This window comes from Pseudomonas brassicacearum (genome assembly GCF_003732225.1).
Taxonomy (GTDB): domain Bacteria; phylum Pseudomonadota; class Gammaproteobacteria; order Pseudomonadales; family Pseudomonadaceae; genus Aquipseudomonas; species Aquipseudomonas brassicacearum_E.
In genome coordinates, this window is sequence record NZ_MOBJ01000034.1 from 53,621 (window position 1) to 76,690 (window position 23,070).

At 59.9% G+C, this 23,070-nt stretch carries 19 protein-coding genes; 8 read left to right on the plus strand and 11 right to left on the minus strand.

Translation table 11 applies throughout. From position 1 onward, the window contains the following. Positions 1 to 198 precede the first annotated feature (198 nt). Positions 199 to 2,658, plus strand: a complete 2,460-nt coding sequence (locus tag BK659_RS24680; protein ID WP_404942548.1) for a fimbria/pilus outer membrane usher protein — start codon at positions 199 to 201, stop codon at positions 2,656 to 2,658. A 39-nt stretch (positions 2,659 to 2,697) separates the two neighbouring features. Here BK659_RS24680 and BK659_RS24685 read toward each other — a convergent pair whose 3' ends face one another. From BK659_RS24685 to cysK, 4 genes are all read right to left on the minus strand, one after another. Continuing rightward, a complete protein-coding gene (locus BK659_RS24685) occupies positions 2,698 to 3,561 on the minus strand; it encodes a DMT family transporter (RefSeq protein WP_123427947.1) in 864 nt (287 codons plus the stop codon). A gap of 96 nt (positions 3,562 to 3,657) precedes the next feature. Then, positions 3,658 to 3,822: a hypothetical protein gene (locus BK659_RS27825; protein ID WP_185015468.1), complete on the minus strand. Its 165-nt coding sequence runs from the start codon at positions 3,820 to 3,822 to the stop codon at positions 3,658 to 3,660. A gap of 186 nt (positions 3,823 to 4,008) precedes the next feature. Then, complete coding sequence (locus BK659_RS24690) at positions 4,009 to 4,947, minus strand: aspartyl/asparaginyl beta-hydroxylase domain-containing protein (protein ID WP_123427949.1); 939 nt, start codon at positions 4,945 to 4,947, stop codon at positions 4,009 to 4,011. Positions 4,948 to 5,207: 260 nt separating this feature from the next. Beyond that, the gene (gene cysK, locus BK659_RS24695) at positions 5,208 to 6,182 is read right to left on the minus strand and encodes a cysteine synthase A (protein ID WP_123427950.1); all 975 of its coding nucleotides are present in this window, start codon (positions 6,180 to 6,182) and stop codon (positions 5,208 to 5,210) included. Positions 6,183 to 6,437: 255 nt separating this feature from the next. Between cysK and BK659_RS24700 the strand changes: the two genes are divergently transcribed. Further along, the gene (locus BK659_RS24700; protein ID WP_123427952.1) at positions 6,438 to 7,283 is read left to right on the plus strand and encodes an AAA family ATPase; all 846 of its coding nucleotides are present in this window, start codon (positions 6,438 to 6,440) and stop codon (positions 7,281 to 7,283) included. A gap of 164 nt (positions 7,284 to 7,447) precedes the next feature. After that, positions 7,448 to 8,626, plus strand: a complete 1,179-nt coding sequence (locus tag BK659_RS24710; RefSeq protein WP_123427954.1) for a vWA domain-containing protein — start codon at positions 7,448 to 7,450, stop codon at positions 8,624 to 8,626. A 119-nt stretch (positions 8,627 to 8,745) separates the two neighbouring features. Here the strand turns inward: BK659_RS24710 and BK659_RS24715 are convergent, their stop codons facing one another. From BK659_RS24715 to BK659_RS24730, 4 genes are all read right to left on the minus strand, one after another. Next, a complete protein-coding gene (locus BK659_RS24715) occupies positions 8,746 to 9,669 on the minus strand; it encodes a 5-oxoprolinase subunit C family protein (RefSeq protein WP_123427956.1) in 924 nt (307 codons plus the stop codon). Next, positions 9,666 to 10,370 carry a 5-oxoprolinase subunit PxpB gene (gene pxpB, locus BK659_RS24720; RefSeq protein ID WP_123427958.1) on the minus strand — a complete coding sequence of 235 codons (705 nt, stop codon included), beginning with the start codon at positions 10,368 to 10,370 and terminating at the stop codon, positions 9,666 to 9,668. Before pxpB ends, BK659_RS24715 begins: the two co-directional genes overlap by 4 nt. Beyond that, on the minus strand, positions 10,367 to 11,119 hold the full coding sequence (locus tag BK659_RS24725) for a 5-oxoprolinase subunit PxpA (RefSeq protein ID WP_123427960.1): 753 nt from the start codon (positions 11,117 to 11,119) through the stop codon (positions 10,367 to 10,369). Before BK659_RS24725 ends, pxpB begins: the two co-directional genes overlap by 4 nt. Before the next feature lie 69 nt (positions 11,120 to 11,188). Beyond that, the gene (locus tag BK659_RS24730) at positions 11,189 to 12,475 is read right to left on the minus strand and encodes an MFS transporter (RefSeq protein WP_123427962.1); all 1,287 of its coding nucleotides are present in this window, start codon (positions 12,473 to 12,475) and stop codon (positions 11,189 to 11,191) included. Between the two features lie 141 nt (positions 12,476 to 12,616). Here BK659_RS24730 and BK659_RS24735 point away from each other — a divergent pair, with 141 nt between their 5' ends. From BK659_RS24735 to BK659_RS24750, 4 genes are all read left to right on the plus strand, one after another. Further along, positions 12,617 to 13,534 (plus strand): LysR family transcriptional regulator, encoded by a 918-nt coding sequence (locus tag BK659_RS24735; protein ID WP_123427964.1) that lies wholly within the window; start codon positions 12,617 to 12,619, stop codon positions 13,532 to 13,534. Positions 13,535 to 13,659: 125 nt separating this feature from the next. Next, positions 13,660 to 15,582, plus strand: a complete 1,923-nt coding sequence (locus BK659_RS24740) for an IucA/IucC family protein (protein WP_123427966.1) — start codon at positions 13,660 to 13,662, stop codon at positions 15,580 to 15,582. Further along, positions 15,572 to 16,783 (plus strand): MFS transporter, encoded by a 1,212-nt coding sequence (locus tag BK659_RS24745; RefSeq protein WP_123427968.1) that lies wholly within the window; start codon positions 15,572 to 15,574, stop codon positions 16,781 to 16,783. The genes BK659_RS24740 and BK659_RS24745 overlap by 11 nt, the downstream gene beginning before the upstream one ends. 14 nt (positions 16,784 to 16,797) lie before the next feature. Then, positions 16,798 to 18,909: a TonB-dependent receptor gene (locus BK659_RS24750; protein ID WP_123427970.1), complete on the plus strand. Its 2,112-nt coding sequence runs from the start codon at positions 16,798 to 16,800 to the stop codon at positions 18,907 to 18,909. 44 nt (positions 18,910 to 18,953) lie between these two features. Here BK659_RS24750 and BK659_RS24755 read toward each other — a convergent pair whose 3' ends face one another. The 3 genes from BK659_RS24755 to BK659_RS24765 are packed head-to-tail and all read right to left on the minus strand — an operon-like array spanning position 18,954 to position 20,819. Next, positions 18,954 to 19,496 (minus strand): DUF2937 family protein, encoded by a 543-nt coding sequence (locus BK659_RS24755; RefSeq protein ID WP_019692484.1) that lies wholly within the window; start codon positions 19,494 to 19,496, stop codon positions 18,954 to 18,956. A gap of 13 nt (positions 19,497 to 19,509) precedes the next feature. Then, a complete protein-coding gene (locus BK659_RS24760) occupies positions 19,510 to 20,286 on the minus strand; it encodes a class II glutamine amidotransferase (RefSeq protein WP_123427971.1) in 777 nt (258 codons plus the stop codon). Between the two features lie 32 nt (positions 20,287 to 20,318). Next, positions 20,319 to 20,819, minus strand: coding sequence for an MFS transporter (locus BK659_RS24765; RefSeq protein ID WP_123427973.1), 501 nt, complete (start codon positions 20,817 to 20,819; stop codon positions 20,319 to 20,321). A 100-nt stretch (positions 20,820 to 20,919) separates the two neighbouring features. On the opposite strand from BK659_RS24765, the gene BK659_RS24770 reads away from it, so the two are divergent. Then, positions 20,920 to 22,974 carry a S9 family peptidase gene (locus tag BK659_RS24770; protein ID WP_123427975.1) on the plus strand — a complete coding sequence of 685 codons (2,055 nt, stop codon included), beginning with the start codon at positions 20,920 to 20,922 and terminating at the stop codon, positions 22,972 to 22,974. Positions 22,975 to 23,070: the final 96 nt, after the last annotated feature.

The following is a 23,070-nucleotide window of genomic DNA, read 5'->3' on the forward strand; positions in this document are numbered from 1 at the left end:
ACATCAATCGTCTATTTCCGTATTTTTCTTCGCTCCGTTTAGTCGTTCGCATCGGGGGTGATATAGGTTCTTTGCATGACTTTACTCACGGGCAGCAGATCCGATCATGGCGTAAATCACTGCGCGCGATTATCCAATACTTTCACACTGTTGAGTCCTTCAAAACTTAACGCTCTGTCAATAGCGATAGTCTTCGGTATTCCGTCTTTGGCGGGTGCTACTGAAACGACGCCGACTGCACTCGAACAGGATCAACTCGAGCAATTCAACACCTCGTTTCTGCAAGGCGCCCAGTCGTCGGTGGACCTGCAACTGCTGCTGTCCGCCAACAGCGTGTTGCCCGGCAACTATCGAGTCGATCTCTATAGCAATGAAACCCTGGTGGGGCGCCGTGATATCGACTTCCGCAGCAACCCGAAAAACGCCAAGGTCGAAGCCTGCCTGACCCTGGACATGTTGCAGCAACTGGGCATCGACATGAACAAGCTGGAAGCGGCCGGCAAACTCAACCCAAATGAGCCGCAAGCCTGCTATGACCTGCCGTCGCTGATCGACAAGGCCACCTTGCGCTATGACGTCAGCCGCCTGCGGCTGTTGGCCAGCGTGCCGCAAATCGCCATGCAGCGCGGCATGCGCGGTTATGTCGATCCTGCCTTATGGGACGACGGCGTCTCGGCGGCCTTTATCAACTATCAGTTGAGCAGCAACCGTAACAGCACGGATTACGCCACCACGTTCTCCAACAACCTGGGCCTGCGTAACGGCATCAACCTGGGCGCCTGGCGGCTGCGCAACGAATCGAACTTCAGCAGCAGTACCGGCCAGCCCAACACGTTCAAGAGCAACCGCAGCTACTTGCAACATGACGTGACCGCGTTGAAGGGCCAGTTCAGCGCCGGCGATATCTTCTCCGACACCGACCTGTTCGACAGCGTGCGTTATCGCGGCCTGAAACTGGCCTCTGACGAAGGCATGCGCGCCGACAGCGAGCGCGGTTATGCACCGATCATTCGCGGCGTGGCGGAAACCAGCGCCACGGTGGAGATCCGTCAAAACGATTACATCCTCTACACCGCCAACGTACCTCCGGGCCCGTTTGAAATCAGCGACATTTATCCCAGCGGCTCCAACGGCGACCTGCAAGTGACCATCATCGAAGCCGATGGCCGCCGACGGGTAACGATGCAGGCGTTTTCCAGCCTGCCGATCATGGTCCGCGAAGGTCAGGTGAAGTACAGCGTCTCGGCGGGCAAGTACAACAGCAACAGCGATGGCCTGGCGTCGCCGCAGTTTGTCAGCAGTACCCTGGCTTACGGCATCAACAGCAACCTGACGGGGATCGTCGGTGTCCAGGCCTCGGAGAACTTCAAGGCGCTCTCAGTCGGCGCGGGTCGCAACACCGCGATCGGTGCCGTCTCTGTCGACCTGACTCGCTCCTCCAGCCTTACCACGGGCCAGTCCGTCCAGGGTAATAGCCTGCGGGCGTTGTATGCCAAGACGTTCACCGGCACCGACACCAACTTCACCCTCGCGGCCTATCGCTATTCGACCGAGGGCTACCGGACCCTGACCAATCACGTCGAGGAACTCAGCGCCAATGGCCAGAAACCCACCGGCAACTCGAAAACCCGTACCGACCTGACCATCAACCAGAGCCTGGGCCGCAACCAGCAATATGGCAGCGTTTACCTGAACGCCAGCGACCAGCGCTACTGGGGACGCGGCGGTTCCCAGAGTTTGTCCACCGGCTACAGCAACTACTGGGGTGAGGTCAGCTACAACGTCGGCGCAACCTATACCAAGGATGTCGGTGATTTCGGCTCGTCAAACAATGACACGTTGATCAATCTGTCCCTGTCGTTCCCATTGGGTTCCAAGCCCCGTGCACCACGGGCCTTTGTTTCGGCCAGCACGCAGAAGAACAGCGATAGCACTCAAGTCGGTATCAACGGTTATCTGTCGGAAAACAGCGACACCTATTACTCACTGCAAGGCGGCAACAGCAGCACCGGTGGCGGCTCGGCCTCGGCCAACATCAGCACCCGCACCTCAGTGGCGGATATCAGCGCGGGTTATAGCCAGGGACGCGGTTACGCCTCGCAAAACCTTAACCTGGCCGGTTCCGTGGTCGCCCACGCGGGAGGATTCAATCTGGGCCAGACCGTGGGCGAAACCTTTGCCCTGGCCGAAGTACCGGGTGTCTCCGGGGCCAAAATCGGCAGTTACAGCGGCGCTGAAACCGGCGCCAACGGCTTTGCCGTGGTCCCCAACACCCAGCCCTATCGGGTGAACTGGATCAGCCTGGATACCCGGGATCTGGGTGCGGACATCGAGATCGATAATGCAACCCAGCAAGTCGTACCAAGGCGAGGCGCCGTGGTGTTGGCGCGATATATTGGCAAGACCGGTCGACGGGTGCAGTTCGAGCTGTTTGATGCGCAGAACAAGCCCATTCCATTTGGCGCCGCGTTGGAAGATGCCGCCGGCAAACAACTGGCAATTTCCGACCCGAGCGGTAAAGCCCTGGCGCTGGTGGAAGAGGACTCGGCCACCCTCACCATCAAATGGGATGGCAAACACTGCCTGGCGCCCTACGCATTGCCCGAGCGCAACAAAGCCCTGAACTACGAGCGCGTGCGCCTGCAATGCCAGCCCTAAAAAACGCAGCCTTCGCCAATCACGAAGGCCGCGTCAGCATCAGCGGCTTTTACGGAACACAAACACCAACCCGACAATGATCAACAGCATGCCGAGCATGCTCAATATCGCCAGTCTGTTGCCGAATATCAGATAGTCCATCACCGCCGTCACCGCTGGCACCAGGTAGAACAAACTGGTGACATTCACCAGATTGCCTCGGGCGATCAGGCGATACAGCAGCAAGGTCGCCAGCAGCGACACCACCAACCCCATCCACAACACCGGCACCACAAACCCGCTGCTGTGCTCGAAGTGGAACGGCTGGAACGGCACGAAAATCCCGCACAGCAACAGTCCGGCCAGGTACTGCACCGGCAGTGTGCCGAGGGGATTTTCGGTGATGCGTTTCTGCATGATCGAGCCTGCGGTCATGCTGACCAGCGCCAGCAAACCAAAGAGCATCCCGGCCAGCGACATCCCGGCCAGACCGATGCCCTGATAGACCACCATGATCAACCCCGTCAGCCCCAGCATCAGGCCGAACATCCGGCTCCAGGAACGCTGACGTTCAATCAGCACCACGGTGAGGATCGGTTGAACCCCCATGATCGTGGCCATGACCCCGGGCGTGACCTTCAGGTCCAGCGCCAGCAGATAAAAAATCTGATAGGCGCCCAGCAATACCAGGCCGGTGGCCGCGGCATAGAGCATCGGCTTGCCACGACGGGGCAGTTTGAGTTTGAGGATGGGAATCAGGATTACCAGCCCCAGCAGGGCAATGGCAAAGCGGATCAACAGAAAGGCAAAGGGTGAGGCGTGAGCCAGCCCCCATTTGGAGAAAATCGCCCCACTACTCCAGAGCAGAACGAACAGGCTCGTGGACGCCGCCGCGAGCGCGGTTTTTTTTGAAATGAGCAACATGAAAACCACCTGTCATCAGGCAAGAAGCCAACTCAGCCGAAGCTGAAATTCAGTCGTTGTGTTCAGGCGGGCGCAGGGAACAGCAGAAAACGCTGATCAGCCCGAGAAGCCAACACCTGGCGGTGAAACCACCGCGCACACCGGCGTGCGACTGACAGGAGGGGGATAGTGACTGATCTGCGCAGGCTGCAAATTCCCGCACGGCACGACGCCAGCGTTGACCGCTGAATCGACTACCGCGTTGATGAGGGATACAGGCATGGACTGATCTTTTTTGAGGGAGAAATCGCTGGGTTGGAAACGCAGCGAGCGCTGACTATAACCAGCGCTCGATGTTTTCTGCAATGACTGGATCAAAAGATCGCAGCCTACGGCAGCTCCTACGCCGGGCAGATTTGTAGGAGCTGCCGCAGGCTGCGATCTTTAGGCCTGGCGTACGCAGAAGACTCAGCCGAATAACCAGTAACCCAGCGCCGTCAGTACCACAACCGCCAATACCGGACGCAAGGCGCGATACAGCTTCGGATTACGGCGCTTCCACTGTTTGAACGCAGCGCTGAATTTGTCGCTGGAGGTCTTGCTCCAGGCGTAGGCCTTGTTGATCCCGCCGACGCGCTCGTCATCGAGGTTTTGCGGCGCCGTGGCACGGCCCAGCAGACCACTGACGCAACGGTTGATGCGGGTCATCAAGCGGTTGCTCAGCGGACGTTCGATGTCACAGAACAGAATCACCCGGGTCGTTTCGGTTTCGTTCTTGACCCAATGCACGTAGGTTTCATCGAACATCACGTCTTCGCCGTCACGCCAGGCATAGACCTGACCGTCGACAAAAATGCGGCAGTCGTCAGAGTTCGGTGTCGACAAGCCCAAGTGATAACGCAGGGAACCGGCAAACGGGTCGCGGTGCGGGTTAAGGTGGCTACCCCCCGGCAACAGGGCAAACATCGCGCCTTTTACATTGGGGATGCGGCTGACCAGCTCGACGGTTTTCGGGCACAACAGTTCGGCCGACGGCAGTGGTTTGTCGTACCACTTGAGGTAAAAACGCTTCCAGCCCTTCTTGAAGAACGAACCGAAACCGGCGTCGTTATTCTTCTCGGCGGCGCGGATGTAGCCTTCGTCGAACAGGTGCATCGCCTCGTCACGAATGACTTCCCAGTTTTCCTTGAGCACATCCAGTTCCGGAAACTTGCTGCGGTCCAGATACGGTTTGGACGGCACTCCCGAGAACAGGTACATCAAGGCGTTGTAAGGAGCAAACAGCGCCGAGTGGTTGACGAACTGACGCAAGACCGGCAAACGCGCCTTGCCGCGCAGATGCACGTAGAGCGTGCTGCCAATGAACAACAGCAACAGCGACGCCTTTGCGGCAAAGGAAAAGGTCATGGGGCAACTCCTTGAAAAAAGGTCTCTCTGCGCATTGTCATTTACCCGACATGGCAGCCGGCCATGATAAACACTACCGGCCTTGGGAAAAACCCACATAACTGAACAATCAGTGTTAAAGGTTGCGCAATAAAGCACTTATTAACATAAGGCACCTGAACCTTGACTGATCAAGGTCAAAGGATCGCAGGCTGCGCCAGCTCCTACGCAGGGCACATCATTCGGCGTAGGAGCTGGCGAAGCCTGCGATCTTTTAAGCGTTACTGCTGCAACTCTTGTTCGGTGAACAAATCGCTGAACAACATGCTCGACAGGTAACGCTCGCCGGAATCCGGGAGGATCACCACGATAGTCTTGCCCTGCATTTCCGGAGTTTCGGCCAGACGCACGGCAACCGCCATGGCTGCACCGCAGGAAATCCCGGAGAGAATCCCCTCCTCCTGCATCAGACGCAGGGCCATGGCCTTGGATTCTTCATCGCTGACCAGCTCAACCCGGTCAACCATCGACAGATCGAGGTTTTTCGGCACAAAACCGGCGCCGATGCCCTGAATCTTGTGCGGGCTTGGCTTGATTTCCTCACCGGCCATGGCCTGGGTGATCACTGGCGAGACCACCGGTTCCACCGCCACCGACAGAATCGGCTTGCCCTTGGTGTTCTTGATATACCGCGAAACGCCGGTGATGGTCCCGCCGGTACCGACACCCGAGACCAGCACGTCGATCGCGCCGTCGGTGTCGTTCCAGATTTCCGGACCGGTGGTTTTTTCGTGGATCGCCGGGTTAGCCGGGTTTTCGAACTGCTGCGGCATGAAATATTGGGCCGGATCACTGGCCTGAATCTCGGCAGCCTTATCGATAGCACCTTTCATGCCCTTGGCTGGCTCGGTCAGTACCAGTTCGGCCCCCAGGGCCTTGAGCACCTTGCGCCGCTCGATGCTCATGGACGCCGGCATCGTCAGCACCAACTTATAGCCACGAGCAGCAGCGACAAACGCCAGACCGATGCCGGTGTTGCCCGAGGTCGGTTCGATAATGGTCATGCCCGGCTTGAGTTTACCGCTGCTTTCAGCGTCCCAGATCATGCTCGCGCCGATCCGGCATTTGACTGAGTAGCCCGGATTGCGCCCTTCAATCTTCGCCAGAATGGTCACACCGCGAGGCGCAATACGGTTGATCTGCACCAGCGGCGTGTTGCCGATGGAATGCGCGTTGTCAGCAAAAATGCGGCTCATGGCTGGGTCCTTATACAGCGTTGGAGAAGCCTTCAAGGGTATGCCTCGCACCTTTGGGCGTCCAGTCGCGACGAGCGGCGGCACACACTTTGTATCCATTTCCCGAGCTGACCGGGTCACCATGTGACGCTCCATTCAGAGACTGAATAAGCCGTCTGCGTTCACAGTCGACCGAGCGCCGCGTTATAGTCAGGCATACTTTTATTTCGCCCGCCCTGCCTGGCCAGGTCGGCGTTACCGTTCGAGGAATTACCGATGAAGTTCGAAGGCACCAGCGCATACGTCGCCACCGATGACCTGAAGCTGGCGGTCAATGCCGCCATTACCCTGGAGCGCCCCTTGCTGGTCAAGGGCGAGCCGGGCACCGGCAAGACCATGCTGGCCGAACAACTGGCCGAATCCTTCGGTGCGCGCCTGATCACCTGGCACATCAAGTCCACCACCAAGGCTCACCAGGGCCTCTATGAGTACGATGCGGTCAGCCGCCTGCGTGACTCGCAGTTGGGTGTGGACAAGGTCCATGACATCCGCAACTACCTGAAAAAGGGCAAGCTGTGGGAAGCCTTCGAGTCCGAAGAGCGGGTGATTCTGCTGATCGACGAAATCGACAAGGCCGACATCGAGTTCCCGAACGACCTGCTGCAAGAACTCGACAAGATGGAGTTCTACGTTTACGAGATCGACGAGACCATCAAGGCCAAGCAGCGCCCGATCATCATCATTACCTCCAATAATGAGAAAGAGCTGCCGGACGCCTTCCTGCGCCGTTGCTTCTTCCACTACATCGCTTTCCCGGATCGCGTCACCCTGCAAAAGATCGTCGACGTGCACTACCCGGACATCAAGAAAGACCTGGTCAGCGAAGCGCTGGACGTGTTCTTCGACGTGCGCAAAGTCCCAGGCCTGAAGAAAAAGCCTTCGACTTCCGAACTGGTCGACTGGCTCAAATTGCTGATGGCCGACAACATCGGCGAAGCGGTGCTGCGCGAACGCGATCCGACCAAGGCCATCCCGCCGCTGGCCGGCGCCCTGGTGAAGAACGAGCAGGACGTGCAGTTGCTTGAGCGTCTGGCGTTCATGAGCCGTCGCGGCACCCGCTAGGCTCTGTACGAAAACTGCCTGCGCGTCGATCAGGCTGCGTTAAAAACAGGCTCGGAATGCTCATTTAGTAAACTAAACTCCGCCTCCTCGCCTGTTTTTGCCTTGCCTGATCGCCGCTCGGCGAGCTTTCGAACAGACCCAAAGATTATTAAAGGGCGATAGCCATGCTGCTCAACCTGTTCAATGAAATGCGTGCAGCCAAGGTGCCGGTCTCGGTGCGTGAGCTGCTGGACCTGATCAACGCGCTGAAACAACGCGTGATCTTCGCCGACATGGACGAGTTTTATTACTTGTCGCGGGCGATTCTGGTGAAGGATGAACGGCATTTCGACAAGTTCGACCGGGCGTTCGGAGCCTACTTCAATGGCCTGGAAAAACTCGACGATCACCTTCAGGCGCTGATTCCCGAAGACTGGTTGCGCAAGGAATTCGAGCGCTCGCTGACCGATGAGGAACGAGCACAAATCCAGTCGCTCGGCGGCCTCGACAAGCTGATCGAAGAGTTCAAGAAACGTCTGGAAGAACAGAAAGAACGCCATGCCGGCGGCAACAAGTGGATCGGCACCGGTGGCACCAGCCCCTTTGGCTCCGGGGGTTTCAACCCGGAAGGCATCCGGGTCGGCGATGCCGGCAAACGTCAGGGCAAAGCGGTCAAGGTCTGGGACCAGCGCGAGTACAAGAACCTCGACGATCAGGTCGAATTGGGCACGCGCAACATCAAGGTGGCCCTGCGCCGGCTGCGCAAATTCGCCCGCCAGGGTGCAGCGGATGAACTGGACATCGACGGCACCATCGACCACACCGCGCGTGACGCCGGACTGCTGAACATTCAGATGCGCCCGGAACGACGCAACACCATCAAGCTGTTGCTGCTGTTCGACATCGGCGGTTCGATGGACGCCCATGTGAAGATCTGCGAAGAGCTGTTCTCGGCCTGCAAGACCGAGTTCAAACACCTGGAGTACTTCTACTTCCACAACTTCATTTATGAATCGGTGTGGAAGAACAACATGCGCCGTGGCTCGGAACGCACGGCCACCATGGACCTGCTGCACAAGTACGGCGCCGACTACAAAGTGATCTTCGTCGGCGACGCCGCCATGGCGCCTTACGAAATCACCCAGGCCGGCGGCAGCGTCGAGCACTGGAACGAAGAAGCCGGTTACGTCTGGATGCAGCGCTTCATGGAGAAGTACAAGAAACTCATCTGGATCAACCCATACCCGAAAGACACCTGGGGTTACACGTCTTCGACCAACATCGTGCGCGATCTGATCGAGGACCGGATGTTCCCGTTGACCTTGCGCGGGCTGGAAGAAGGGATGCGGTTTTTGTCCAAATAATCTTCGCCGCCTGTCAGGGCCCTATCGCGAGCAAGCTCGCTCCCACAGGGGTAAGTGTCGATCACAAAACGTGTGAGCAACACCGATCCACTGTGGGAGCGAGCTTGCTCGCGATGCTTTTAGCGGTTGATGAACCTGCGCAAATACTCGACCTGCTGCCAATGCGCCGTCTCTTGCACCACCGGCGTCAACCGGATCTGCTGCCCCGGCAAACACTGCGCCAGCCGTGCCAGCGCCAACGGCGTCAACGCGCCTAACCGTGGATAACCGCCGATAGTCTGCCGATCATTGAGCAGCACGATCGGTTGCCCATCCGGTGGCACCTGAACCGCGCCCAGCGGGATGCCTTCGGAGATCATCGGCGTGCCTTGATACTGCAACGCCGTCCCCAGCAAACGAATGCCCATCCGGTCGGCACGGCTATCGAGGGTCCAGACCCGATTGAAGGCATCGAACAGGCTTTGCCCGCTGAACTCGCCGTGTTGCGCACCGAGCACCAGATCCAGCGGCTGAGTCAGTTTGAAGTCCGGTCGCTGCTCGTGCGGCACCTCCCGCAATGTCTGCGCCAGCCCGGAGTAACTCAACTCGACACCTCGTGCCAGGGCTCGGCCAAAACCGTCCAGACCACCGAGTTCTTCACGCACCACCGTTGCACAACTGCCCAACACTTGCGGCGCGTTGAAACCACCGGGCGCCGCCAGATAGGCACGGGCACCGAGCAAGGGTTGGGTGAATTGCAAACGCTGGCCTTTCTTCAGCTGAAAACTGCGCCACGGTGCCAACGGCTGACCGTCCAGCAATGTACCCAGGTCCGCCCCCGCCAGCGCCAGACAGCAATCGTCCCGCGCCTCCAGGGTCAAACCGCCGAGGGTGACTTCAATCACCGCCGACTCCAGCGAGTTGCCCAGCAGCCAGTTGGCCCAAGACATTGATAGCCAATCCGCCGCACCGCCCTGGGTCACGCCCAGATGCCGCACACCGAACCGGCCGGCATCCTGCAGCAAGCACAGCGGCGTGCTGGCTTCGATCGTCAAACGGCTCATGCCTGCACCTCCAGCGGCGTATCGTCGCCGCCCAGATTGACGAATTCGGCATGACTGACCGCCGCAAAACGCACCGTATCGCCCGGTTGCATCAGGCTGTAGCCCTCACGTTCGCGGTCGAACAGTTTGGCCGGGGTGCGACCGATCAGGTTCCAGCCACCGGGCGACACCAGCGGATAAGCCGCTGTCTGCCGTTCGGCAATCCCCACGCTACCGGCGGCCACGCGCTTGCGTGGCGTATTCAAACGGGGCGCGGCCAGTACTTCTTCGACCAGCCCCATAAAGGCAAACCCCGGCGCAAACCCCAACGCGAAGACCTGATACTCACGCTCACTGTGGCGGCGAATCACCTCCTCCACCGCCAGCCCGCTGCGCTGTGAAAGCAGACTCAGTTCAGGCCCGACACTGAGGTCATACCAGACCGGCAATACATGGCATTGACCGCTGGCCTGGGCGTTGGGGGTCAGATCGCTCAAGGCTTCGGCGATCAGTTCCCGTGCCTGAACCGGGCTCAAGGCGAGCAGATCGTAATGCACCATCAGGGTTGTATAGGACGGCACCAGATCGATCAAATGTCCGGCGAACCCTGCACGCAGCCGCTCGCTGGCGGCGAGCATCCACGGCATGTTGGCTTCGGCGATTTCATCGAACAGCCGCACCATCAGGCAATCGATTGCCACCACTTCAACCCTTGGCTTCATGGCGCACTCTGCTGATTCAAAGCCTCACGGATCCGCTGCACGGCCGCCACCGAACTGTCGTTGTCGCCATGTACGCACAGGGTATTGGCCTGCAAATGCAAGGTGCTGCCGTCGCTGGCAACCAGGCTGTCACCGCGAGCGATGGTCAGCGCCTGTTGAATGATTTTCTCGGGATCGTGATGCACCGCACCCGGCAACTGCCGCGAAACCAGATGCCCGGCGCTGTCATAGGCACGATCGGCGAACGCTTCGAACCACAGCGTCACACCGTACTCATCGCCCATCAGTTGAGCCGCGCTGTTGTCACGAGTCGCCATCAGCATCAACGGCAGTTGCCGGTCATACGCCGCGACGGCCTGAATCACTGCCCGCAATTGCGCGGGGTTGGCCATCATGTCGTTGTACATCGCACCGTGGGGTTTGACATAACTCACGCGAGCGCCCTGCGCCCGGCAAATACCGTCCAGTGCGCCAATCTGGTAGTGCAAAAGATCCTGAAGTTCCTGTGCGGAGTAGGCCATGGAACGCCGACCGAATCCCGGCAGATCCTGATAAGCCGGATGAGCGCCAATCTGCACGCCATGGCTCAGCGCCAGGCTGACAGTCTTGCGCATGATGCTCGGGTCACCGGCGTGGAACCCGCAAGCAATATTGGCGCAATCGATGTACGGCATCACTTCGGCATCCAGCCCCATGGTCCAGTGACCAAAGCTTTCGCCGATATCGCAGTTCAATAGCAGGCGGCTCACGGTGGGCGCTCCTATAAGCTGTTGTCGTTTTGGCTGCGGGACATTTCTATCTGTCCCGCAGATTATCAGTTACTGCGCATCGAGTTGCTTGCCACGGGTTTCCGGCAGGCTCAACGCCGCCAAGATCACTACACCGTAGGATACTGCCGCAAACGCGCCGATCCCGACGCTCAGCGGCACTTTCTGGCTGAGCAAACCGATCAGCAGCGGAAACAGCGCCGCCAGCGCCCGACCGACGTTGTAGCAAAAGCCCTGACCGGAACCGCGAATCCGCGTCGGAAACAGCTCGGTCAAAAATGCGCCCATGCCGCTGAAAATCCCCGAGGCAAAGAAACCCAGCGGAAAGCCCAGCCAGAGCATCACGCCATTGCTGACCGGCAGTTGGGTGTAGAGCAGCACAATGGTGAACGAGCCCACGGCGAACAGAATGAAGTTCTTCTTGCGACCCAGGATGTCGGTCAAGTAGGCGCTGATCACATAGCCGACGTAGGACCCGACAATCACCATCGCCAGATATCCACCGGTGCCGAGTACGCTCAGTCCGCGTTCGTTTTTCAGGAAAGTCGGCAGCCAGGAGGTGATCGCGTAGTAACCACCCAGGGCACCGGTGGTCAGCAAGGATGCGCGAAACGTGGTGCTGAGCATGCCGGGGGCGAAGATCTCGTAGAACTTCGACGGGTTGCTCGGTTCCTGCCGGGCCTTGGCCTGGCGGTAGATTTCCGGGTCCTTGACCAACCGGCGCACGAAGATCACAAAAATCGCCGGCACGATGCCGAGGATGAACAGCGCTCGCCAGGCGTCTTCCGGCGGCAGGATCGAGAACAGCACCGCGTAGAGGATCGCCGTCAGGCCCCAACCCAAGGCCCAGCCGGATTGCACCATGCCCACCGCTTTGCCGCGATCCTTGGCGCGGATCACTTCGCCGATCAGGACCGCGCCAGCTGTCCATTCGCCACCGAAACCGAAGCCCATCAGGGTTCGGGCAATCAACAGTTGTTCGTAGTTTTGCGCGAAACCGCAGAGGAAGGTGAAGCCGGCAAACCACAGCACCGTCAGTTGCAAGGTGCGCACGCGACCGATGCGATCGGACAGAATCCCGGCGACCCAACCGCCAATGGCCGAAGCGATCAGCGTGCTGGTGTGGATCAACCCGGCCTGGCCGGTGGTGATGCCCCACATGGCGATGAGCGTCGGCACCACGAAACTCAACATCTGAGTATCCATGCCGTCCAGGCCATAGCCGATCTTGCAGCTCCAGAAGGTCCGGCGTTCCTGCTGATTGATGTTGCGATACCAGTCAAAGGGACCGGGACGGCTCTGGGGCTCGGCGACATCGAGCGTGTCGGGCGCACTCATGGCAAATCTCCACCTGAATTTTATTGGTATTGTTCAGAACACCGACGACGCCTATCGTGGGTTTGGCGCATTTTTCGATGACGGCGCCCCACCCGTCCAACTAATAAAACCCCTGCCAAGGCATAAGAAAAAGTTGATCGCATGAACCTCAAATTTCTCGAAACCTTCGTTTGGGTCGCCCGGCTGAAAAGTTTTCGCCTGACCGCCGACAAGCTCTTCACCACCCAGGCATCGATCTCCAGCCGCATCGCGGTGCTTGAAAGCGAACTTGGGGTGAAGCTTTTTCTGCGTGATTCGCGCGGTGTGAAGCTGACGCCCGAAGGCGTGAAGGTGCTCGATTACGCCGAGCAAATGATCGATACCATGCAGGCGCTCAAGCAGTCGCTGGAGACGCGTTCAAGCAAAGTCGGGCGGGTTCGCATCGGCGTGATGGACACCGTCATTCACACCTGGCTCAGCCCGCTGGTGGCGCAGATGACCGATCACTTTCCGCTGGTAGAAATCGAGTTGGTCGCCGATACCTCGCTGAATCTCTGCGATCAGCTGCAAAAGGGTTTTCTCGACCTGATTCTGCAAACCGACCTGCTGCGCCAGGAAAGCGTGCGCAGCCTGGAACTGGCCAGCCACCCGATGGGCTGGATCGTCGCCAGCAATTCGATCTACAACCGCGACTACACAAGCGTCGCCGATCTGGCCCGTGAACGAATCATCACCTACTCGAAAAACTCCCATCCGCATCAGGACGTGCTCAGCCTGATGCAGGCCAATGGCGTGCTCGCGCCAAAGCTCAGTTGCGTGAACTCGGTGTCAGCGATCATCCGATTGCTGCGTGACGGTTTCGGCATTGGTGCCTTGCCGCCGGTGCTGGTCAGCGAAGAACTGACCCAGGGCGAGTTGACCTTGCTGACCATCGATCAGCGCCCGCCCAACCTGCAAGTGGTGGTGTCATGGCGGGTCGGCGCGGAGTGGGTCGAGGAGATCGTGGCGTTGTGTCAGCAAGTCGTGGAGCGCTATGCGCAGAAGGTTGGCGAGCAGTACATCGTCTTGAGCAAAGACTAGGCCGACCTCTGAAAAGGACCTTTCCCACGCTGCAAGTAGGAATTGCTATCATTTGCATTATTGTTTTAAAACGGTATTCTCAGCGCGCATTCAGCTAAACAACCGTCCAGAAGGAGTCGGACTTGATGCGCGCCTACACGCAAAAACAGCAGCAACTGCTCTCACACTGGAGCGAAGCCCTTGGCACCCAGGCTTTCCAGTCCCACCGCATCACCCTCGATCACTTGAGCAATGCGCTGGAGCCCGCCGCCCAGCGCTGCTTCCAACGCCTGATCCAGGCGCTGTTTCGCGAAGGTCTGATCAACCCCGACGCCTGCGAATACGACGACAACCGCCGCTGCTGGCTGCCGCTGGGCAATGGTGCACACCTGTGCTTCGATCACCTGTCCGGCGGCAGAATGAACAGTTGGGATGTACGCGGGAGCATCGTCCTGCACACCCCCGACGCACTGCCTCACAAGATCCAGTTACCCAGCGAACTGCTCGCCTGTCTCGGCACTCAGCTCAACCCGCCCGCCTCCCCGCTGGTACTGGAACGCCTGGCCCGCGAGCTGGATGACAGCTACAGCAACGACACCCTGTGCCTGGCGTTCCACCATGGATGGACCGAACGCCTGAGAGAGCAGATCGGCACCGAACACGACGACAACCTGCTCGCCTGGCTCAAAGCCAGCCCCGGTCACCATAACCCGACGTCGTTGCTCGAACAGTGGGGCACGCTCGGCCATCCATGGCACCCCAACTACAAGACCAAACTGGGCTTGAGCGCCACTCAGGTCATTGCTTTCTCGCCGGAGTTCGAAGCGAGTTTTCCGATCGTGTTGTGCGCCCTGCACCGCCAGTACGCCCACGTCGAGATGCTGGCCGGCACCGCCGATTACTGGGACTGGTGGCAAGGTCACTTCCCGCAGGCCGCCGAACAATTGCAGCGCCATTTGCAGCAGTTGGGCCTGGAAGTAACGGACTACCTCCCGCTCCCGGCGCACCCATGGCAAGCCGATGAAGAGCTGCCAAAATCGTTCGCCAACGAGATCGCCGACAACCTGCTGATCGTCACTGACATCGTTGCCTTCACTGGCCACCCGACCATGTCCTTTCGCACAGTCGTACCGGAGGCCAGTCGCGTTGCGCCGATGGTCAAACTGCCGGTGGCCTTGCGCCTGACCAGCGTGCAGCGCACGGTGTCGCCGCGCTCGGCCCGGATGGGGCCGCGCATCAGTCAGTTGTTGCTGGATATTCTCGATCTGGAGCCACAGATTCAGCGTCTGCTGAACATCGTGCCAGAGCGCATCGGTGTGCACTACGCGCCACAACCGGCCGACGACGAACGTTCCCGGCATGCCGCCGTGCTCTACCGCGACAACCCGCTGACCCTGCTGCAAGAAGGCGAACTGGCAGTCCCGGTCGGCAGCCTGTTCGCCGTCAACGAATTCGAACAACCGTTGCTGCGCGATTGGGTACGCCTGGCCCAGGGCCATGACGACAGCGAGGCCATGCTGGCGTTCTTCGATGACTACCTGTCGATTGCCGTACCGAGCCTGCTGGGCATTTACCTGATGTATGGCGTGGCGTTCGAAGCGCACCAGCAAAACAGCTTCATGGTGATGGGCGCTGACGGGCAGTTGAATCGACTGTTACTGCGTGACTTCGGCGACATTCGCATCGATCGCAAAACCCTGCACGCCAAGGGCCTGGATATCCAGTTGCACGATCCGAAAATGACCCTGTATGACGAGTCCGGTTTTGTCCGCGACAAACTCCTGCACACCACGTTCATGTGCCACCTCGGCGAGCTGACGTTGCTCTGTGCCCGTCACTGGAACGTATCGGAAAACATCCTGTGGGAGCGTTTGGCAGCGCACGTTGCACAGTGCTTCGACGCCTTGCGCGAACGTGTCGAACCGACACGCTGGGAAAGCGAGCGCGAGGCCTTGCTGGAACAGGATTGGCCAGCCAAATCGTTCATGCGCATGCGCTTGCACGACAGCCACGCCGACATCGTCGGACGCCTGAGCAATCCACTGCGATCCAGTGCCCATGCTCGCTGACAGTCGTGCATTGCGACTGCTGATCGTCATCCAGTTTGTCTCCATGGGGGCCATGGAAATGAGCGGCCCGTTCTGGCCCTTGCAGATCCGGCATCTGCTCGGGCCAGAGGGCGCCGGCTACACCGCGCTGTTATCGGCGCTGGTCTATGCCGGTCCGATGCTCGCCGCCATGCTCCTGACTCCCGTGTGGGGCCGGTTGGGTGATCGAACCGGACACAAGCCAATGATCGTTCGGGCGTTGCTGGCATTGGCGTTGTGCCAAGGGTTGGCAGCCATCACCATCGACCCGTGGCTGCTGGTGGGCATTCGCGTGATGCAAGGCGCATTGGCCGGGTTTCTCGCCGCCGCGCAAGCTTATGCCCTCGCCTGCTGCGACAGTTCCCGGCGCGGTCACACCCTGGCCCGTCTGCAATCGGCGACCGCCGTCGGCTCGTTGATCGGCCCGGTGCTGGGCGGCTGGTTGATGGACATCTCGGGATTCGCCCTGCTCTGTTATGGCGCGACGGCGATTTGCCTGCTGTGTGCACTGGGGAGTTTTTTCCTGCCGGCCGACAAGGCGCAGGCAGCGAAGAAAAAACCGCTTGCGCCGGTGGCCCTGCCCAAAGGCTGGCTCGGTGGAATCCTGTTGGTGATCGTGTTGATTCAGGCCGCGAAGATGATGCCGCAGCCGTTCTACGCGCTGTACGTCGCCGAGATTCTGCACGCACCGAGCTGGCTGATCGGCGCCACTTATGCGGCAAGCGCCGCGACCCTGGCCATTTCCGCTCCGCTGTGGGGACGCCTGTTCGACCGCTGGCAACCGGCCTACACCTTGCGTGTCATTGAAGGCGTCGCCTGGCTGTGCGCCCTGACGCTGGCGGCCACGGCACTGGCCAACGAATGGCTGGGGTTTCTCGTCAGCCGGCTGGTCTGGGGCATCTGGCAAGGCGCCCTGCTGCCCGTCGCCTATGCGCTGATCGCCAACACCGTTTCTTCAAGCCAACAAGGTTTTGCCCTCGGCCTCGGCAACAGCGCGGCCAAGGCTGGCGCCTTGCTGGGTGCCGTGCTCGGCGGGATCGGCATGGGGCTGGTCGGGCTGGCCCACAGCTTCTGGCTGGTGGCGCTGACTTACGCGCTGGCCGCCATCGGGATTCGCTGGGTGCGGTCATTCACCTCCACACCCGGCCCCACACCCTTATCTACCCACACTTATCAAAACTAAAAAAAGACCACGTCATGACCCGAACCAGACTTTCTCTGTTAATTCCGCTGCTTGGCTCCTTCAGCGCCCAAACCTGGGCCGAGGAGACCGAGCAGCAACCCGGCACCTTGAACATGCAAGCCACCGTTGTTTCCGCGACTCGCAGCGAAGCGAGCATTGCCTCGATTCCAGGCTCGGTCCAGGTCATCGACGAACAGCAGGTACGCGAGCAGAGCGGCGCGGGTCGTCGGGTCTCCGACATTCTTGGGCAATTGGTTCCCGGCCTTGCGCCGTCCAGCGGCGGGATGAGCAACTTCGGCCAGACCCTGCGCGGGCGCAACATGCTGGTGTTGATCGACGGTGTATCGCAGAACGCTACGCGCGACAACTTCCGCCAGCTCAACAGCATCGCGCCGGCCAGCATCGAGCGCATCGAAGTGATTTCCGGCGCCAGCAGCATCTACGGTGCCGGCGCTTCGGGCGGCATCATCAACATCATCACCAAACGCAATCAGGGCCAGGACATTGCCTACAGCAGCAAACTGGGCCTGACCAGCGGCAACAACCTCAATAGCAAAGGTTTCGCCTACGAAGCTTTCCAGAGTGCGACCGGGCGCAAGGACGCGCTGGACTGGTACGTGTCCGCCGACCTGACCCAGCGTAACGATCAGTTCGATGGCAACGGCAAGCGCATCCCTCAGGACACCTCTCAGGGCAGCAACATGGACACCGAAACCTATGACCTGCAAGGTCGTTTCGGTTACGAACTGGATGCCGATAAAAAACTCAGCCTGTCGCTGCAGGACTACAAGGATCAGCAGGACACTGACTTCACCAAAGACCCGAAAAACCTGCAGCAAGCCGTAGCGGTCAAAGGGCTGAAACTCGATGACCAGCCCTACACCCATAACCAGGCAGTCAACCTCAACTACACCGACAAGGACTTCTACGGTCAGGGCCTGCAGCTGGAAAGCTACTGGCGCCGAGCCGACGCGCTGTTCTTCCCGGACCTGTCGCGGGGCAAGGCCGGGATTGCCGACAACAACAGCGTGCAGGATGTCTACGGGTTGCGCGCGGCCATCGACACGCCGTTGCCGGCCATCGGCAGCGCTACGGGCAATCTGGTCTGGGGCGCCGACTACGATCACGAGCGCTCCCGCCAGCGTGGCGACCAGTACACCCTCAAAGGGCTGACTTACACCAAGACCGGCACCACCTACGAGATGGGCCCGGATCTCGAAACCACCACCAAGGCGTTGTTCGGGCAAATGTCCTGGGACGTTGGCGACTGGACCTTGCGTGGCGGTGTGCGCCGTGAATGGATCGAAAGTGAGGTCGCCGACAGCATCGCCTACGGTCAGATCGTCCAGACCGGCGTCCGCGCTACCCTGCCCGGCGACACCCTCAAATACGATGCCACACTGTATAACCTGGGCGCGGTCTATCACCTGAGCGAGAACCAGGACATCTTCGCCAATTACAGCCAGGGTTTTTCGCTACCGGATATCCAGCGCTTCTTGCGTGACGTGAACAGTACCTTCGATATCCAGAGCCTCAACGCCCAGGCCATCAAGGTCGACAGCTACGAGCTGGGCTGGCGCGGTAACTGGGACCAGTGGCAGGCCGACGTCACCGTGTATGAAAACACCTCGGACGTGACCCAGTTCTACGATGCCAATGATCGCGTCTTGCGCCTGATCAACCAGAAGGAACGGGTGCGTGGCATCGAAAACAGCCTGACCTACCGCGCGACCGATCACTGGTCAGTGGGGGGCACTTATGCGTGGGCCAAGGGCGAGACCGAGCAGAACGGCAAATGGATCGACCTGCCGGCGACACGTATCTCACCGGCCAAAACCACGCTGTTCGTCGGCTACACCGAAGATGACTACACCCTGCGTTTGCAAGGCATGCGCCTGGCCAGTTACGACGCCGCAGCCAAGGACAACAACGGGCGCGACATCAAGGGCTATACGCTGGTGGACCTGCTCGGCTCCGTGCGATTGCCGGTCGGGCGTCTCGAAGGCGGAGTGTACAACCTGACCGACCGCACGTACGTCAACCTGTTCGCCCAGGCCAACGCCAAAGCGCCGTACGCCAACGCCGAAGGCCGTACGTTGAGCCTCAGCTACTCGATCGATTGGTAAATAAAGCTGGAGCCGGCTTGCCGGCTCCTGCACTTTCGAGAGTGTTACAAGCCGCGCAAATCGCGCTCTTCGATCGGTCGGCTCTGGCGCAGGCGCTTGCCGCCCAACACCACCCAGTCGATCAGACGGAACAGGCATTCCAGACCGAACGACAGCAACATCGCCCCGCTCAGCCCCCAGCCCATGGCTTCAGGCGTCAGCAATAGCTGGTAGCTGTAGCCATTCCAGGTTTCCTTGCGAATATCCGGGTCAGCCGCCAACACCACCTGCAAGACGCGGATGTACCACGGGCCTTGCATGGCCTGGAATTGCTTGTCCAGCGCCAATTGGCGAGTGAGCAAGGTGCTCAGGCTGTCAGCATCACTGCGAAACACCGGATCGTCACTGGCACGGTAATGCGCGACCAGAGCTTGCAGGTCGCCCTTGAAGAACTGCTCGGCAGTACCCTGAAAGCCCCGCAGACCAGTCTGCGCTTCGATCAGATGCGCCTCGACCCGCTTGGCGTAATCGTTGATGAAACCCGGTACTTGCACCCCCACCAACAGGCCGATCGCAAACAACACCAGCCGCAAATAACTGAGCAACATAGAAAGGTGTTCCTTATTCGGTCTTGCCCTGGCTGACGCATTCACCGCGTCGCCACAGGCTCCATTGGCCCGGTTCGTAACGGGTCCAGGTTTCGTTTTCGGTCAGGGGTTCGGTGGCAATGACCGTCACCACATCGTTAGGCGTGGTTTCGGCCTGGAAGTCGACGATCACGTCCACATCCTTCAAGCGTGCCGGACCAAACGGTGCGCGACGGGTGATCTGCGCCAATTTGGTCGAGCAATAACAAAACAGCCAGTCACCATCGCTCAACAGGCAGTTGAACACACCTTTGCTACGGTATTCGGCGCACGCCGCCACCAGACTCGGTAGCAACTGCTCAACTTCAACCGGCTCCGGGAAGGCTTCACGCACACGATTGAGCACGTCGCAAAACGCCGCTTCACTGTCGGTGTCGCCAACCGGCCGGTAAAAACTGGCGGTCGGCTGGAAGTCGGCGAGTTGGCCGTTATGCGCGAAACACCAGTTGCGTCCCCACAACTCGCGCACGAACGGATGGGTGTTGGACAGGCAGACCTTGCCGACGTTGGCCTGGCGGATATGCCCGATCACCACTTCGCTCTTGATCGGATAGCGCTGCACCAGCAGCGCAACTTCGGAATCGCAACTCGCCGCCGGGTCCTGAAACAAGCGCAGGCCACGGCCTTCATAGAACGCGATACCCCAACCATCCCGGTGCGGACCGGTTCGACCGCCACGCTGCATCAGCCCTGTGAAGCTGAACACGATATCGGTCGGGACATTGGCGCTCATGCCCAATAACTCACACATGCCTGGACTCTCGCTTCAATGCCGGGGCAACGTCAAAGACGGGGTTCGACGCGTGATGAACGCTGGGGGTTGCTCGGAACCGGTGGACGACCGTAACGATCATCGCCAGCACCGCCAAAGGGTTGATCATCATCCGGATCAGCAGCCTTGGCAGCTGCTTTCGCCGCGGCCTCCCGTTCCTTGCGAGCGTTGGACGCACGTTCGACAGGAAAGCGGATCAGCGCGAAGATCAGGTAAATGCCGAAGACGATCATGCCGTACATGAACAGGTCGGAGATCGCGCGCCAGGCGTTGTTACCCACCTTGAACATAAGGTCCAGGGCAGTAATGGCGATGGCCGGGGCGAATTTTTCCTTCACCGGGTCGATGATGGTCGGGCTGAACAACAGCACGGCCACCAGCAGACGCAGTGGTTCGCGCAACCAGCGCCACATCCAGCGGGTCAGGCGCATCCACACCAACAGGCAGCCCAAAGCGGCAAAGGCGTAAAGGCCCCAAGCGATCAGATAGTCGTTCTCGGTCATGGTGTCCATGGCAAGGCAGGCAAAGAGGCGCTTATGATAACGGCTTTTCACCGATCAGGCTGCACCGCTGTCTGTGAAGCCCTTTTTGCATAATGCCCGAGAGCCCTTCATGCCCCTATCCGCCCACGTTTGCAGCGCCCCGATTGCCCACAAGGCCGAGGGTGATGACCCGTACGCCTGGCTGCAGGAGCGCGACAGCGCGCAGGTGCTCGACTACCTCAAGGCTGAAAACAGCTACCAGGAAGCACAACTGGCCGACCAGGCCGAGCTGCGTGAAACCCTGTTCAACGAAATAAAAAGCCGGATTCTCGAAACCGACCTGTCGCTGCCCTCCCCGTGGGGCCCGTACCTTTATTACACCCGCACCACCGCCGGTGACGAATATGCCCGGCATTACCGCTGCCCGCGCCCGGCCGACGACAGCCTGCTGGTCGATGAAAGTCAGGAGCAACTGCTGCTCGACCCCAACGTGCTGGCCAATGGCGGTTTTTTCTCGCTGGGCGCCTTCAGCATCAGCCCGGACCACCAGCGCCTGGCCTACAGCCTGGATACCAGCGGTGAAGAGATTTACACGCTGTTCGTCAAGGAGCTGTCCAACGGCAAGGTCAGCGAACTGGCGTTCGAGAATTGCGACGGCAGCATGACCTGGGCCAACGACAGCCTGACACTGTTCTTCGGCGAGCTGGACGACACCCATCGCCCGCACAAGCTGTTCCGTTATCGTCTCGACGGCACCGCCGCCGAAGAGGTGTTCCATGAACCGGACGGGCGGTTTTTCCTGCATTGCTACCGCTCAAGCTCCGAACGCCAATTACTGCTGTCGCTGGGCAGCAAGACCACCAGCGAAGTCTGGGTGCTCGATGCATCGCAGCCACAACAGGCATTCACCTGTCTGGCGCCACGGGTTGAAGATCACGAGTACGACGTCGACCACGGCAAGCTCGACGACCAATGGAGCTGGCTGATTCGCAGCAACCGCGACGGCATCAACTTCGCGCTGTATCAGGCCGCCGACACCGGGGTCGCACCGAGCGAAAGCGACTGGCAAAACCTGATCCCCCACAGCGACACGGTGATGCTCGATGGCATGAGCCTGAATGCCTCGGCCATGACCCTGAGCCTGCGTGAAGGTGGTTTACCGATCATCGAAGTTCACTCGCAAGGCCTGCCCGCCTACCGCGTGCAACTGCCGGACGCGGCCTACAGCCTGCATGTGCAGAACAGCCTGGAATTTGCGAGCGACAAGATCCGCCTGCGCTACGAGGCGTTGAATCGCCCGGCGCAGATTCGTCAGCTCGACCTCGCCAGCGGCGAACAGAAAGTCCTCAAGGAAACCCAGGTACTTGGCCCTTTCGACGCCGATGCCTACGTCAGTCAGCGTCTGTGGGCGACCGCGCCCGATGGCACACAGGTGCCGATCAGCCTGGTGGTCAAACGCGAAATGCTTGGCCAACCGACCCCGCTTTACCTCTACGGCTATGGCGCCTACGGCGAAAGCCTCGACCCGTGGTTCTCCCATGCGCGCCTGAGTCTGCTCGATCGCGGCGTTGCCTTCGCCATCGCCCACGTGCGCGGCGGCGGTGAGTTGGGCGAAGCCTGGTATCGCGCCGGCAAACAGGAACACAAGCAGAACACCTTCAGCGACTTCATCGCCTGCGCCGAACACCTGATCGCCAACGGCTTCACCACCTCAAAACAACTGGCCATCAGCGGCGGCAGCGCCGGCGGATTGCTGATCGGTGCGGTGCTCAACCAACGGCCAGAACTGTTCGCGGCGGCGATAGCCGAGGTGCCGTTCGTCGACGTGCTCAACACCATGCTCGACCCGGACCTGCCGCTGACCGTCACTGAATACGACGAGTGGGGCAATCCTGAGGAGCCAGCAGTTTATGATCGGATCAAGGCTTACGCGCCGTACGAAAACGTCAGCGCTCACGCCTACCCGGCGACCCTGGTGATCGCCGGCTACAACGACAGCCGCGTGCAGTACTGGGAAGCGGCCAAGTGGGTGGCCAGGTTGCGAGCGACCAAGTCCGACAACAATCTGCTGTTGCTCAAGACCGAACTGGGTGCCGGCCATGGCGGGATGAGCGGGCGTTATCAGGGATTACGTGACGTAGCCCTCGAATACGCATTTGTTTTCAAGGTATTGGGCATCGCCTGAGGAACTCCGTAAGGCGTACGGGTCTTAACTGTGGGAGCGAGCTTGCTCGCTCCCACAAGGGATTGGCAATTACCCACAAAGCCCGAACCAGCAACA

What these genes read in the sequence shown, in the direction of transcription:
- BK659_RS24765 (WP_123427973.1), bottom strand. Translation starts at nt 20,819, where the DNA reads ATGGACACCATGACCGAGAACGACTATCTGATCGCTTGGGGCCTTTAC.
- BK659_RS24755 (WP_019692484.1), bottom strand. Translation starts at nt 19,496, where the DNA reads ATGTTGCTCAGTTATTTGCGGCTGGTGTTGTTTGCGATCGGCCTGTTG.
- BK659_RS24685 (WP_123427947.1), bottom strand. Translation starts at nt 3,561, where the DNA reads ATGTTGCTCATTTCAAAAAAAACCGCGCTCGCGGCGGCGTCCACGAGC.
- BK659_RS24735 (WP_123427964.1), top strand. Translation starts at nt 12,617, where the DNA reads ATGAACCTCAAATTTCTCGAAACCTTCGTTTGGGTCGCCCGGCTGAAA.
- BK659_RS24690 (WP_123427949.1), bottom strand. Translation starts at nt 4,947, where the DNA reads ATGACCTTTTCCTTTGCCGCAAAGGCGTCGCTGTTGCTGTTGTTCATT.
- BK659_RS24740 (WP_123427966.1), top strand. Translation starts at nt 13,660, where the DNA reads ATGCGCGCCTACACGCAAAAACAGCAGCAACTGCTCTCACACTGGAGC.
- BK659_RS24745 (WP_123427968.1), top strand. Translation starts at nt 15,572, where the DNA reads ATGCTCGCTGACAGTCGTGCATTGCGACTGCTGATCGTCATCCAGTTT.
- pxpB (WP_123427958.1), bottom strand. Translation starts at nt 10,370, where the DNA reads ATGAAGCCAAGGGTTGAAGTGGTGGCAATCGATTGCCTGATGGTGCGG.
- BK659_RS24730 (WP_123427962.1), bottom strand. Translation starts at nt 12,475, where the DNA reads ATGAGTGCGCCCGACACGCTCGATGTCGCCGAGCCCCAGAGCCGTCCC.
- BK659_RS24715 (WP_123427956.1), bottom strand. Translation starts at nt 9,669, where the DNA reads ATGAGCCGTTTGACGATCGAAGCCAGCACGCCGCTGTGCTTGCTGCAG.
- BK659_RS24770 (WP_123427975.1), top strand. Translation starts at nt 20,920, where the DNA reads ATGCCCCTATCCGCCCACGTTTGCAGCGCCCCGATTGCCCACAAGGCC.
- BK659_RS24760 (WP_123427971.1), bottom strand. Translation starts at nt 20,286, where the DNA reads ATGTGTGAGTTATTGGGCATGAGCGCCAATGTCCCGACCGATATCGTG.
- BK659_RS24710 (WP_123427954.1), top strand. Translation starts at nt 7,448, where the DNA reads ATGCTGCTCAACCTGTTCAATGAAATGCGTGCAGCCAAGGTGCCGGTC.
- BK659_RS24750 (WP_123427970.1), top strand. Translation starts at nt 16,798, where the DNA reads ATGACCCGAACCAGACTTTCTCTGTTAATTCCGCTGCTTGGCTCCTTC.
- BK659_RS27825 (WP_185015468.1), bottom strand. Translation starts at nt 3,822, where the DNA reads ATGCCTGTATCCCTCATCAACGCGGTAGTCGATTCAGCGGTCAACGCT.
- cysK (WP_123427950.1), bottom strand. Translation starts at nt 6,182, where the DNA reads ATGAGCCGCATTTTTGCTGACAACGCGCATTCCATCGGCAACACGCCG.
- BK659_RS24700 (WP_123427952.1), top strand. Translation starts at nt 6,438, where the DNA reads ATGAAGTTCGAAGGCACCAGCGCATACGTCGCCACCGATGACCTGAAG.